The sequence below is a fragment of the Bacillota bacterium genome, from assembly GCA_024655925.1.
Classification (GTDB): Bacteria; Bacillota; DTU025; order DTU025; family JANLFS01; genus JANLFS01.
On the sequence record JANLFS010000031.1, the window covers coordinates 13179 to 26523 of the forward strand.

Genomic DNA, 13345 nt, shown 5'->3' on the forward strand with positions numbered 1-13345 from the left:
CCTTCTACGACAGCTTTGCTGGCGACCGAGTTATGACAATCGAAGCAATAAAGGCCATACCACCTTTCGAGCGACGTTTTAGCTGGCAACAGTAAGTGCAATAAATGTTTCCGTTTTTACTGCGCCTTGTAGGATATAGTTGACAGGAGAGGGTGGATCTCCCGAGAAGACTTCATCGACCTCTTGGCGATCACTCAGACTGCCCCAGGCCCTCTGGCCGTGAACACTTCCATCTACGTGGGGTATGTCCTACGGGGTATCACTGGGGCTTTGGTCTCGGCTGGAGGCTGCATTCTGCCTTCGATTGTAGCGATCCTGGTTGTCGCTGCCTTGTTCACCCAGATCTCGTCCCTGCATTTGATCCACGCAGCCTTCAGAGGGATCCGGCCCGCTGTGGTGATACTGATTGTCTCCGCAGCCCTCCGCATCGGGAAAGTGTCAGTTCGCTCACTGCCGCAGTTCGGAATCGCCGCGGCGGCAGCGATCCTTGTGGCATTCTTCAGGGTTAGTCCGGCATTGGTGATTGTCATCGCCGCTCTCGCCGGCCTTGTGAATGATGGGGGAGGCAAGACTTGATGCTGCTTGATCTGTTTTTTAGCTTCGCCAAAATCGGACTGTTCACGTTCGGGGGCGGGTACGCGATGCTTCCGCTGATCGAGCGGGAGGTTATCCACGGGCGAGGATGGGTGACCCTGGCGGAATTCGTCGATATCGTCGCTATAGCCGAGGTCACCCCGGGTCCGATCGCAGTCAACAGTGCTACTTTCGTCGGATATCGTCTCGCAGGTGTCTGGGGCGGGGTGGTCTCTACTCTCGGCGTGATCACGCCATCCGTTGTGATCGTTCTCCTCCTCGCCGTCCTTGCGAGCCGGTTTGCCGAAAGTACCGCTCTCAGAAGGATAAAGGGCGGCATGAGGCCGGCCGTGGCGGGTCTCATAGCGGCGGCGGCATTCTCAGTGGCCCGAGTCAGCCTGACTGACTGGAAGACTGCCTTCGTGGCAGGCATCGCCGCGGCGATGATCTTCTGGCTTCGGATTCACCCCATGTTTGTGCTGGCCATTTCCGGGCTTGTGGGCGGGATCATCTTCTTCTAGTCTTTATTACCACTATGCAAGTCCGCCCTGTCAGGCGAAAGATCGGACTGAGGACCGCTTCAAGGAATCTGAACAAGAAGTTCGCCTCCCCATCGCACAAATGGCTGTTGCCCGGTCATCTCCATTATATTAGGCGTCCTGGCGAAGGTGACGCCAAGGGCAACACTGGAAGGATATCCGGGGACAACGTAGAATACGAGACTCCAGGAGTCCCAAAGGATCGTTGCCTTCATGCCGTCTGCGGAAGACACTCCGGCGCGTTACTGGCGGAGAAGCTATGGTAATGCAGCCGGGGTTTTTGTTGAATGGGCGCAAACTTATGTCCGCTCCGCGTTATGCTAAAAGACGTAGCAAACCGGGGCAGAAAGGGGCGGCAATATGATCGTCAGCCTGGCGACTTTCGAGCATCTTCCCAAGCGAGTTGGAGGGCTTGCGGAGGCGGCCACATCGATCGGTGAGGCGCTCGCGCGGGAGAACGAGGTAATGGTCTTCATGCCTTCTCACAGCTTGCACAAGACAGAGAAGGATCTTAAGGTCAAGAAGTATGGCAAGTTCGGAATAAGATCGAAGAACGGACGGTTCGATGTCACCATATACGAGATGTTACGAAACGGGGTACGGGTCTTTCTTCTGAGCGACGAGATCATGGATCACCCAGATGTCTATATGCCCCGGGAGATGTTGACCGGAAAGCTTGTTCATTTTGCCAGGGCCTTTCCCGCTGCCATCAACCTCATACTCGGCAAAGAGGGCAAGAAACCAGATGTAGTGCACGTCAACGACTGGCACTGTGTGCTGGGGGGCGCAATGGCCAAGCGTTACTTCCGGATACCTATGGTATATACGATCCACCGGATCTGCAGGGAGAAGATTGGAGTGTCTGCCCTGGAGGAGGCAGGGGTGGAAGAACTCATCGATCCGGAATGCGTCGAGGAAGTGGGAGGCAACGCCCAGTTCAACCTCGAAACCTACGGATGCCGGGTCTGCGACTACCTGAACACGGTGAGCTTTACTTACCTGAACGAGGAATGGGACGCGCTGTTTGGCCATTACGCAGGGAAGGTCACATATGTGTGGAACGGTATGGATTTCACCTTCTGGGACCCGGGCAAGCTCAAGGAAGCCCACAAGCCTCGGACGGAAAGACGACGGGCGCTCCTCGCTGAGAACGGACTGGACGATGGGGACTTCTACTTCTACGTTGGCCGATTCGACATAGAGCAGAAGGGCGTGGATCACCTGCTCGCTGCGATTGAGTTAATCATGACAGGTAAGGTCCGGGGAGCGGACAGAGTCATTCCGCGGCTGCGAATAGTGGTGCTCGGATCAGGTGACCCCACTCTCGAGAGAATGGCACGAGAGATGGAAGCCAGATATCCCAGGAACGTCAAAGCCGTAATAGGATATCTCGGAAGAGAGGTCACCCGGGAATACTATGGTGCGTCGGACTTCTGCCTGGTGCCTTCCAACTTCGAGCCTTTCGGGCTGGTTCAGCTGGAGGCGATGTGCATGGGCTCGATTCCGATAGGCACCAGAGTAGGAGGCATCAACGATACTGTCATCGATGTCGACCAGGGGAAGGATCGTGCCACCGGTAAACTTGTGCCACCGCGGGATCCAAAGGCCCTCGCCGAGGGCATGGTCAAAATGGCTATCCTGGCCACGGAGGATGCGGCCCTAATCGAGAAGATAAGAGCGAACGGCAGGCCGCACGTCATGCAGCATTTCACCTGGGAGCAAGCTGCGGCCAGATATCTTGCTCTTTACCAGGGTAAGGCCACCATGAAGTTGCCGTTCGCCGACTACGGCGGCCCGATCTAGGAGGAGGAGGATCGTCCGAATGCCCGAATTCAGGCGGGACATCGTCACAGGAAAATGGGTAATAGTGGCTACCGAACGGGCCAAGAGACCGGATAAGTTCACTGAGCCAGAAAAGCCTCAGAAGGAGCGGATCAAACCCAACTGTCCGTTCTGCGTTGGCAACGAACGTGAGACCCCGCCGGAAGTCCAGTCCGTCCGCGAGCCGAGCACCGAGCCGAATACCCCGGGGTGGCGCGTGAGGACGGTCCCCAATAAGTTCCCTGCACTTACCCCAGATGGCAATGCCTTTGAGGGGGAAGTCGGGCTTTACCAGACCATGTCTGGCGTGGGTGTGCACGAAGTCATTATCGAAAGCCCGGCTCACGACCTGAGTCCTGGGCAGCTTATAGTGGACGAGTTCGAGGACGTTCTCGTGTCCTACAGAAAACGATACCGCGCGCTTGCGGAGGACCCAAGGCTCAAGTACGTCCTTATCTTCCGGAATCACGGTAAGCAGGCGGGAGCTTCCCTCGAACACCCCCATTCTCAGCTTATCGCTACCCCCATCCTGCCCCCGGTAGTGGCCGAGGAGTTAGAAGGGGCGAGGTGCTACTTCGAGAACACAGGGCGCTGCGTCTATTGCGATATGATCAGGGAAGAACTCAGAGCGGGCACCAGGATTGTGTTCCAAAACGACGGCTTCCTAGTATTCGAACCGTTCGCCTCCCGGACACCTTTTGAGACTTGGATACTCCCGCGCAGGCATACGCCTTCCTTTGGGGACATCTCCGACGGCGAACTCAGGCACCTTGCCGAGGCAATGCACTTGACCCTTCACCGGATTTTTGAGGCGCTCAACGATCCTGCGTACAACTACATCATCCACACGGCCCCACTCAGGGAGTCTGATGGCGAGGCATCCTATACCCATTGGCATGTGGAAATTATGCCGAAACTGACGATAGCAGCGGGGTTCGAGATAGGGACCGGCATATTCATTAACACCGCTACTCCAGAGGACACCGCCATGTTCCTAAGGGAGGCATAACGAATATTCGTTCCCGGCCTGGTTATCATATAACCCTGATTGGAGAACTAGACCAGCTGAGATTCTGGGGGCGAAAGAAGTGAATCAGTGGATAAGGCATCTGGTTAGGCTCGTAGTATCCGCGTTGGTACTGCTGTTCATCTCGTATCTCATACCGGGCTTCGCCGTCCTTACGTTTACGGCTGCGCTGATCGCTGCCGTAGTGATCACTGTAGTGGGGTACATCATCGAGGCAATCCTCGGACGCGCAGTCTCACCCTATGGCCGTGGGATCATCGGGTTCCTGGTGTCAGCGGCGGTGATCTACCTGAGCCGGTTCATAGTCCCGGCGATGAGTGTAACCATAGTAGGTGCGTTACTGGCCGCATTTGTGATAGGGCTTGTCGACATGTTCATACCCACAACCCTCCGGTAGGGAGTTTCACGTGAAACAACCCCGACCAGAAGCGCGACCCCTCTCCGCCACGCGACGGGAGGGGTCGCGTCATCCCCTGGACAACCGGAATCCGCTGGGACTTGCGATGGTCACAGCAGGTGTCAGCAGGTATCATTGGAATCAGACGCCCGAAACGCGCTGAGGGAGGACTGAGGGAAGGGGGTGTCAAACATACCTGTGGTAATCTAATTGGAGGGATGCTTAGTGAGCAACACACCACTGGCCTCATTTGTTGGGGAAGTCTTTGCGGGCAGGATCCCGCCGGAAACCCTGATCAACCTCCTGCTTCGCTTTGGATCTTCCGCACTCAACGTGATCATAATCCTAGTTCTCGTCACGATTGCGCTCAAAGTGTCCGGGCGCGTGGTCGACCAGATTTTCAAGACGAGAGAGACTGAGCAGTTGAGACTGTTCCACGATACCCGCCGGCTGGAGACTCTGAGGACGCTTACCAAGAGCATCGCCAGGTACGTGATATACTTCGTTGGGGCAATCATGATCCTCGGCGAGTTTGGAGTGAACACCTCAGGGGTCCTTGCGGGCGCTGGAATAGCCGGACTTGCCCTGGGCTTCGGTGCTCAGAACCTCGTCCGGGACGTAATCAGCGGGTTCTTCATTTTGTTCGAGGACCAGTATGCCGTGGGTGATTATGTGGAACTCGCAGACATCTCCGGAACGGTGGAGGAGATGGGCCTCCGAGTCACTCGGGTGAGAGACTTTGCAGGTCAACTTCACATAATTCCGAACGGATCCGTGGGGAGAGTCACCAACTACCGTGGGCGCGGCATGCGCGTGATGTTCGATGTTCAGGTATCCTATTCCACTGATGTGGACCGGGCTATAGGGGTGCTGCAGAAGCTGTTCGATGAGCAAAAGGAGCAGATCGGAGGGGTCGTGGACGGCCCTCGCGTGCTCGGAGTACAAAGCCTCGGTGAGTCTGGCGTTTCCTTGAGGGTGTGGGCCTTGGCTCAGCCCATGGAGCAATGGCGGATCGCCCGGGAGCTGAACCGGCTCATCAAGAAGACGTTTGACGAGAATGGAATAGAGATTCCGTTCCCGCACCGCAAGATCATAATTGACCAGAGAGGAGACCTGCCGGGAGGAATTACTAGCTGAGGGAGGGCCGGGGATGATCTTCTCCTTGGGGGACGTGGTTCGATTGAAAAAGGAACACCCGTGTGGGAGCTGTCTGTGGGAAGTGATGCGCGTGGGGGCCGACTTCCGGATCAAGTGCCTCGGATGCGGGCGAGTTGTCATGCTTCCGAGGCCGAAGTTCGAGAAGAGCGTCCGGCAGATAGTACGCTCCACCACCGAGGTGGAGACCGATGCTTAGTCTCGGCATCGTGGGTCTTCCGAACGCTGGCAAATCCACGCTCTTCAACGCGTTGACCCGAGCCCGCGCCCAGGTAGCAAGCTACCCATTTACCACCATAGACCCAAACGTCGGTGTTGTGACAGTGCCCGACAGCCGCCTCAGCACCGTAGCCAAGCTCGCAAAGGCGGAGCGAGTGACCCCAACAGCTGTGCGATTTGTCGACATTGCGGGGTTGGTAAAAGGGGCGAGCCGCGGCGAAGGTCTTGGTAACAGGTTCCTTGGACACATACGTGAGGTTGACGCGATTGTCCATGTCGTCCGGTGCTTCGTGAACCCGGATGTGGCACATGTGGATGGAGACCTAGACCCTGCCCGCGATGTCGAGACTGTCAACACCGAGCTGATTCTGGCAGACATCGATACAGTGAGCCGCAGAATGCACAAGACCGAGTCGATGCTGAAGACCGGAGACAAGAAGTATCGCGCGGAGTTGGACATCCTAACAGAGCTGGAGGCCTTCCTCAATTCTGGACGACCCGCGAGAGAGATGGAGTTGTCCGGGGACGATCGGGCCGTCGTGGACGAATTGTTCCTGCTCACCATGAAGCCTGTTATGTATGTGGCGAACCTTCCAGAAGAAGCTGTGGAGAAGGCGCCCCAGTTCATGCGCGTTCAGGGCTGGACCGACGAAATGCCGTCTGAAGAATCGAGGCCGGCTGTGGGAGGAAGTCCGCTGGCGACTGTGGCCGGGGGCACCGACGCCTTGGTTGACCCTGGGGCCTTAGGGCCGGGCCTAGGGGAAATGTTGCGGACCCTGGCGCGGGCAATCCGCGGGGCACCGATGGTTCCTGTCTGCGCAGAGCTTGAAAGGCAGGTGGGGGACCTCTCCGCTGAGGAAGCGTCCCAGTACCTCGCAGCTATGGGCCTTGAGAGATCGGCGCTGGATAACGTGATCCTGGTGGGTTATCAGCTTCTCGGCCTCATCACATTCTTCACCATCAAAGGCCCTGAGACGAGGGCATGGACCGTCAGCCGGGGCACACCTGCTCCTGTGGCAGCGGGGAAGATCCATTCGGACATGGAGAGAGGGTTCATCAAGGCCGAGGTGATTCCCTGGACTGACCTGGTGAAAGAGGGTTCGTTCCACGCCGCCCGCGAGCACGGGCGGGTCCGGATCGAGGGGAAGGAATACCAAATCCAGGACGGCGATGTCGTCCTCTTCAAGTTCAATGTCTGACGGCCGCTTCGGAGTGTCACCCGAATGGCGTCGCCTGAACGGCGGGTTGCGCCCGTTGGGGCCTGATGTTATAATGTAACTCACAATCCCTGCTCCGCGCGGGTCGCGGGGCCGCTTAGTCCGAAGGGAGGTGAAGTCAGTGCACGCCTACGAGAGCATGTTCATCATCGGGTCCAAGATTCCAGAGGATCAGCTGGATACGGTCATCGCCAAGTTCGAGGAGCTCATCACGTCCACAGGCGGAGAGATCGTAAAGACCGATCGCCTGGGTAGGCGGAGGCTGGCGTACCAGATTGGGGAGGACACTGAAGGCTTCTATGTTGTCCTCTACTTCAATGCCGGGCCTGATACAGTAGCCGAGCTCGAGCGCGTCTACAAAATCACCGACGGCATCGTACGCTACCTCATCATCCGAAAGGACGACTAGCCGTTTGCCGGGCCAACAATACGAGGCAGGTGGTGTTCGCATGAACAGGGTCGTGCTTGTTGGACGCTTGACCCGAGATCCAGAGCTCAGGTTCACACAGAACGGCATCGCTGTCGCCCGGTTCACGCTGGCTGTGGACAGGCCGTTCTCGAACCAACAGGGCGAAAGGGAAACGGACTTCATCGACGTTGTGGTCTGGCGGAAGCAGGCGGAAAACAGCGCCGAGTACCTCAAGAAAGGCCACCTTGCGGCTGTAGACGGAAGGCTACAGGTCCGGTCATACCAGACTGCGGAGGGCCAAAAGCGCCGTGTCTGGGAGGTAGTGGCCGATCGCGTTCAGTTCCTGGAGCGCAGGTCGGGTGATGCTGGATCGCGCCCGCAGTCGGCGGGGTACCCCGATACGCCTGGGCCGGCGGACATGCTCGAAGACGAAGAAGCCGCAACCTTCGCCGAAGAGATCGATAGCTCGGATGTTCCCTTTTAACGCGAGCGCAACCCGTTCAAGACTGCCTCAATACTGAGGAGGACTTCACCAGATGAGACGTGAGAAGGGACGCAAGTCCCGAAGGCGAGTATGCTCCTTCTGCGTCGACAAGATCGCCGATGTCGACTACAAAGAGACTGGACGGCTCAGAAGGTACATCACCGAGCGTGGCAAGATCATTCCGCGCCGGATCTCCGGCAACTGCGCCAAACATCAGCGCCAGCTCACGGTGGCCATAAAGAGGGCTAGGCACGTTGCCCTGATGCCGTTCACCTCGGAGTAGCGTTTCGAGGGCAAGACCTCGATCTGATCCTTGATCGCTTCGAGGCACGCAAGAACTCTTTGGCGGCGCCCAGCCCCAAAGAGTTTTCTTGCACATGGGACAACCCGAGGATTGCCTGCGTATGTGTGTCTGGTGGTCGCCGGGTGACAGGAGGAATTCCAGAACGGGATGGAGAACGAACCCAACCAGTGGGTACGCTGGGGGTGTGCTTCTCGGAGGGATTCTCATGGCTTACGAGCGCGAATGCGACATTGCGCGTAACTTCAAGACGATAGACTGGCTCAAAGCCGAGATGTTGGGAGGAGTCGCCTCGCTCCACCGGTCGTTGGCCCGCGGAGATGACGGGCCGCGAACCACGGACCTGGCGAATATTGTGATCGGGTGCTATCTCCTTGGGAAGCGCCTGGGGATCAGCTTTGCGGCCATCGACGAACAGGTGGACAACAATATTCAGGAAAACATAAACAACCAGCACGAGATGGAGAAATGGTACGGGGATTTCAGTGCACTTTTGAACCACCGAAAGGGGCGCAGAAAGTGAGTCCTAGAGGTGCCAGCCAGACGAGGGCCCTGACGGAAGGTGCGCTGTTCGCCGCTTTGACCGTGCTTATCTACGTGCTGAACTTCTACACCAGGCTCCTCACTATCGTATTGCCTGTTCCTGCTGCGGTTATGGTGGTCAGGCACGATCTCCGAACAGGTGCCACGGCCACGCTTGCGTCCGCCCTTGGTGTCACGGTCTTACTCGGACCCGTTGAAGGCCTGATCGTGCTTGCGAGTGTTGGTTTCATAGGGCTGACCCTGGGATCATGTATTGCGCGCCGGCTCTCATGGGTAAGGACGATAGGGATCACGGCGGTTGCGGCAGCGGCCATGATCATCGTAGATTTCTTGGCAGGCGCCGCGGTTGTCGGCATGTCACCCTCGCGGGCGCTTGCCGAGATGGAGCGGATCATGGTCGAATCGTGGGAACAGTCGCTGGCCCTGTACAGCCGGCTGGGGATGTCCGAGGCCGGGCTCAAACCCATCAGAGACATGCTCGAATGGCTTCCCAAGATGGTCCGAATGCTCCTGCCGGCGGTGGTCATCGGTGGTGCCGTCACGCTCGCCTCGTTCTCTTATGCTGCTACTCGCATGGTCCTCGTGCGGACTAGGCGGGAGGTGGATCCGATCCCGCCCTTCATGACCTGGAAACTTCCGTGGTATTGGGCCTGGGGCTTCATTATAGGGCTCTTGGCGGCGCAGGCCGGAGCCTACTTCAGTTCCGAAGTCCTGACAGCCATTGGGCTGAACTTCACGAGCTTGTTCCAGATAATCTTCTCTGTGCAGGGCCTGGCAGTGCTCTGGTTCGTTCTGGACCGCTATGGGATCCCGAAGGGCGCCAAGTTCGTGATAGTGGCGATGATTGTCATGAGTTCTGCTTTGCTGACCATCCTTCCGTTAGTCGGGCTGCTCGACGGATGGTTCGATTTCCGGAAGAGGCTTGCGGCGAGGTAGCGGCCGGCGGGTTCATCAGGGTGGAACCTCGATCCTCAGACGTCGCGCCCCGTCCGGGCGCGTGGATTGAAACCTAACCGAAGAGAGGGGGAAGCGGGGGTGTGCTCGTGGGCACGCCAGACCTGCGTTTTGCGATGAAGATAGTCCTTCAGAAAGACGTTCCCGGTCTCGGCAAGAAGGAGAACGCGGTGGAGGTGGCCGAAGGATACGCTCGCAACTATCTCATCCCCCGGGGGCTTGCGATTCCTGCGTCTTCCGTGGCTCTCCAACGGATCGAACAGGCGAAGCAGGCGGAGAAGCGCAGAGAGGCCAGGGAAGAGGCACGTGCCCGAGAGTTGGCGCGCGCACTTCGTGCCCAGGGCATAACCATCCGTGCCAAGGCGGGTGGGAACGGCAAGCTCTACGGTTCGGTGACAGCGAAAGACATCGCGGATGGCATAAGGTCGGTCATGAAGGTTGACATAGACCGGAGGAAGATCGACCTTCCGGAATCCATCAGGGCCACGGGGGAGTACACGGTAGGGGTCAAGCTGTTCCCAGGTGTCGCGGCTGATGTTAAGATAGTGGTTGTGCCCGATAAGACGAGCAGTTGACTGCAAGCGCTAAGGGATTCTCCAGGGAGGGAAGTGTTCCATGAAGTCGCTCGTTGAGAAATTCATCAAGATGGGCAGCAAGAACCTGGCTGATAAGCTCCAGGACGACGAGCAGCTTGCGCGGCAGGTTACGGCCTTGTTCGGAATGCTGTCTGAACTGTATGGCCCGGACAAGCTTGTCCTGAAAGCAGGGAAGCTTGATGCCCTTAACCTGATGCGATCTGGGGCGATCGAGGACCGCATACTTGCGCTTGAGCGCTTGATTTTCGAGGATCCGACTATCGATAAGCCGCCGTCGAGTGAAGAATATGCTTCTGTGCTGTCCGATATAGAGGACGAGATAGCGGATGTAATAGCCCGGCGCAGGGTGGAAGAGAAGATCGAGCGGAAGATCTCCGACCGCATGCAGCAGAGGCACGAGGATTACGTTAACGAGATCAAGATGCAGATCCTAAAGGAAGACTCCGGCCCGGACAACCCAGAGACCCTGCGGAGACTCGAGGAGCTCAAGATCCTCGAGGAGAAGAAGCTGGCCAGGTCGGCCATGGAGATGGTGCGCCCGGTATCCATGGCAGAAATCGTGGGACAGGACCGAGCGGTCAAAGCACTGCTTGCCAGGATCGCCACTCCATACCCTCAGCATGTCATCTTGTACGGCCCGCCTGGTGTGGGTAAGACCACAGCAGCCAGGCTCGCCCTGGAAGAGGCGAAGAAATCTAAGTTCAGCCCGTTCGGGGAGGACGCCAAGTTCGTCGAGGTGGACGGGACCACCCTCAGATGGGATCCACGGGAGGTCACGAACCCGCTTCTGGGCTCTGTGCACGACCCAATATACCAGGGCGCGAAACGCGATCTCGCCGAAGGCGGCGTGCCCGAACCCAAGCTGGGGTTGGTGACGGAGGCCCACGGGGGCGTGCTGTTCATTGACGAGATCGGGGAGATGGATCCGATACTCCTGAACAAGCTGCTCAAAGTGATGGAGGATAAGCGGGTTACATTCGATTCGTCATATTACGATCCGACGGATAAGAATGTTCCCGCATACATCAAGAAGCTCTTTACTGACGGGGCGCCCGCTGACTTCGTCCTAATAGGAGCCACCACAAGGGACCCTTCTGACCTGAACCCCGCGCTCAGGTCGAGGACGGCCGAGGTGTTCTTCGAACCCCTCACTCAGGGCGATATCCAGACCATCGTACGGAATGCTGCCAGCAAGCTTGGCGTAGATATGGACCCGACCATCCCGGCAATGATAAGCGACTACACCATTGAGGGGCGCAAGGCCACCAGCCTGCTGATTGACGCCTACGGCCTTGCCTTGCACAGAACGGACGAGGAGGCCGCTGACGGGTCCGTTGAGCAGAAAGTGCGTATAACTCTCGCCGATCTGGAGGAGACCATCAGGACCAGCAGGCTGTCACCGTTTGTGCACGCTCGCGCGTCTGATGCGGCGGAGCGGGGCAAGATCTTCGGCCTCGGCGTGTCGGGCTTCCTGGGGTCGGTCATCGAGATAGAGGCGGTGGCGTTCGACAGCCGGGAAGAAGGAAAGGGAAGTATCCGGTTTAACGAGACTGCAGGGAGCATGGCCAAGGACTCAGTCTTCAACGCGGCATCAGTGTTCAGACACCTCACAGGTGAGGATCTGAGCGACTACGATGTCCATGTGAATGTGGTCGGAGGCGGAGACATCGACGGGCCTTCCGCGGGCACAGCCGTACTCCTGGCAATAATAAGTGCAGTGCGAGGTTACCCGATAAGACAGGACGTGGCTGTGACGGGTGAACTCTCCATACAGGGGAGAATCCGAGAGGTCGGCGGAGTCTTCGAGAAGATCTACGGAGCAAGGCAGGCTGGGATCAAGAAGGTGCTGATTCCTGTGGAGAACGCCAAGGATGTCCCTGCCGATATTACTGGGATTGAAGTCGTTCTCGTGCGGGACGTGGAGGAGACTCTGGGTCATGTGTTCGAAGGCCCCGTCTCTCTGAGCCACCGCTGTGAACAACCGTGCGCGTGATGACGGCCGGCCCCACAACGGGGAGGCCACCTGGTGGTGATCGTATATACCATGACCCGTGATGATCTCGGGGGATTGGACCGGCTGCCTCCGCAGAACCTGGAGGCGGAACAGTCGGCCCTGGGCTCGATGCTGTTGGACAAGGAGGCCATCGCGAAGGTAGTCGAGATCCTGGTGGCCGAGGACTTCTACCGCGAAGCCCACCGGATCATCTTCGACACAGTGGTGACCCTCTTCAACAGGGGGGAACCTGCGGATCTCATCACTGTGACGGAGGTTCTCCGCCAGAGGAACGCGTTGGAGCAAGTGGGCGGGGCTTCGTATATTAGCACACTGGCAAACACGGTCCCAACATCCGCAAATGCTGAACACTACGCAAAGATCGTCAGGAATAAGTCCATTCTGAGATCGCTTGTTGCGGCGGGGACGCAGATAGTAAGCATTGGATACGAGGGCAGCTCAGAGGTGGAAGAATCACTCGACCAGGCGGAGCAGCTGATCTTCCGCATTGCCCAGCGCGGTGAGACAGGCACCGTGACGGACATGAAGACAGTTCTCATGAGCACCTTCGACCGGATCGAGCGGCTCTACACTAGCAAGGGGGCGGTGACGGGGCTTCCGACAGGTTTCTCGGAGATGGACAACATGCTGTCTGGGCTCCAGCCGTCTGAGCTGATTGTGGTCGCCGCGCGCCCCTCTATGGGAAAGACCGCTTTTGCGCTGAACATTGCTGAGCACGTCGGCGTTCATGAGGAGAAACCTGTCCTGATATTCAGCCTCGAGATGTCGGCAGAGCAACTCGCCCAGAGAATGCTCTGTGCACAGGCGGCGGTTGACGGGCAAAGGTTGCGCCGGGGCAACCTGACTCAGCAGGACTGGGACAGGCTGTCGAAGGCAATCGGCCGCCTCAGCGAGGCGCCGATCTTCATCGACGACACACCGACTGTTTCGGCTCTGGAGATCCGGGCGCGCTCACGCAGACTGAAGGCAGAGCATGGGCTCGCCCTGATCGTTGTGGACTATCTTCAGCTCATCCAAAGTAGGTCGAGGGCTGAGAGTCGCCAGCAGGAGATAGCGGAAATCACCAGGTCCCTCAAGGCCTTGGCGCGGGAACTGG

At 58.0% G+C, this 13345-nt stretch carries 16 protein-coding genes; all 16 read left to right on the forward strand.

Annotated features, from left to right (window positions below; all coding sequences use genetic code 11):
* The first annotated feature begins 135 nt into the window (after positions 1-135).
* Positions 136-576: a chromate transporter gene (locus NUW23_06530; GenBank protein ID MCR4425834.1), complete on the forward strand. Its 441-nt coding sequence runs from the start codon at positions 136-138 to the stop codon at positions 574-576.
* A complete protein-coding gene (locus NUW23_06535; protein ID MCR4425835.1) occupies positions 576-1094 on the forward strand; it encodes a chromate transporter in 519 nt (172 codons plus the stop codon). The genes NUW23_06530 and NUW23_06535 overlap by 1 nt, the downstream gene beginning before the upstream one ends.
* Before the next feature lie 378 nt (positions 1095-1472).
* On the forward strand, positions 1473-2915 hold the full coding sequence (locus NUW23_06540; protein ID MCR4425836.1) for a glycogen/starch synthase: 1443 nt from the start codon (positions 1473-1475) through the stop codon (positions 2913-2915).
* Positions 2916-2934: 19 nt separating this feature from the next.
* Positions 2935-3942, forward strand: a complete 1008-nt coding sequence (galT, locus tag NUW23_06545) for a galactose-1-phosphate uridylyltransferase (GenBank protein MCR4425837.1) — start codon at positions 2935-2937, stop codon at positions 3940-3942.
* Between the two features lie 79 nt (positions 3943-4021).
* Entirely contained in the window at positions 4022-4357 is a 336-nt protein-coding gene (locus NUW23_06550; GenBank protein ID MCR4425838.1) for a phage holin family protein, read from the forward strand.
* Between the two features lie 225 nt (positions 4358-4582).
* The gene (locus NUW23_06555; GenBank protein MCR4425839.1) at positions 4583-5494 is read left to right on the forward strand and encodes a mechanosensitive ion channel family protein; all 912 of its coding nucleotides are present in this window, start codon (positions 4583-4585) and stop codon (positions 5492-5494) included.
* Positions 5495-5507: 13 nt separating this feature from the next.
* A complete protein-coding gene (locus NUW23_06560) occupies positions 5508-5711 on the forward strand; it encodes a DUF951 domain-containing protein (protein ID MCR4425840.1) in 204 nt (67 codons plus the stop codon).
* Positions 5704-6930: a redox-regulated ATPase YchF gene (gene ychF / locus NUW23_06565; protein ID MCR4425841.1), complete on the forward strand. Its 1227-nt coding sequence runs from the start codon at positions 5704-5706 to the stop codon at positions 6928-6930. Before NUW23_06560 ends, ychF begins: the two co-directional genes overlap by 8 nt.
* 139 nt (positions 6931-7069) lie before the next feature.
* Positions 7070-7357, forward strand: coding sequence for a 30S ribosomal protein S6 (gene rpsF, locus NUW23_06570; protein ID MCR4425842.1), 288 nt, complete (start codon positions 7070-7072; stop codon positions 7355-7357).
* A 40-nt stretch (positions 7358-7397) separates the two neighbouring features.
* Positions 7398-7841, forward strand: a complete 444-nt coding sequence (ssb, locus tag NUW23_06575) for a single-stranded DNA-binding protein (GenBank protein MCR4425843.1) — start codon at positions 7398-7400, stop codon at positions 7839-7841.
* Between the two features lie 52 nt (positions 7842-7893).
* Positions 7894-8124 (forward strand): 30S ribosomal protein S18, encoded by a 231-nt coding sequence (gene rpsR / locus NUW23_06580; GenBank protein ID MCR4425844.1) that lies wholly within the window; start codon positions 7894-7896, stop codon positions 8122-8124.
* A 226-nt stretch (positions 8125-8350) separates the two neighbouring features.
* On the forward strand, positions 8351-8665 hold the full coding sequence (locus tag NUW23_06585) for a MazG-like family protein (GenBank protein MCR4425845.1): 315 nt from the start codon (positions 8351-8353) through the stop codon (positions 8663-8665).
* Positions 8662-9621: a YybS family protein gene (locus NUW23_06590; protein ID MCR4425846.1), complete on the forward strand. Its 960-nt coding sequence runs from the start codon at positions 8662-8664 to the stop codon at positions 9619-9621. The genes NUW23_06585 and NUW23_06590 overlap by 4 nt, the downstream gene beginning before the upstream one ends.
* A gap of 101 nt (positions 9622-9722) precedes the next feature.
* The gene (gene rplI, locus NUW23_06595; GenBank protein MCR4425847.1) at positions 9723-10214 is read left to right on the forward strand and encodes a 50S ribosomal protein L9; all 492 of its coding nucleotides are present in this window, start codon (positions 9723-9725) and stop codon (positions 10212-10214) included.
* Between the two features lie 40 nt (positions 10215-10254).
* Positions 10255-12228 carry a Lon family ATP-dependent protease gene (gene lonC, locus NUW23_06600; protein MCR4425848.1) on the forward strand — a complete coding sequence of 658 codons (1974 nt, stop codon included), beginning with the start codon at positions 10255-10257 and terminating at the stop codon, positions 12226-12228.
* Positions 12229-12279: 51 nt separating this feature from the next.
* Positions 12280-13345 (forward strand): replicative DNA helicase (gene dnaB, locus NUW23_06605; GenBank protein MCR4425849.1); only part of this gene is annotated, 1066 nt, incomplete at its 3' end.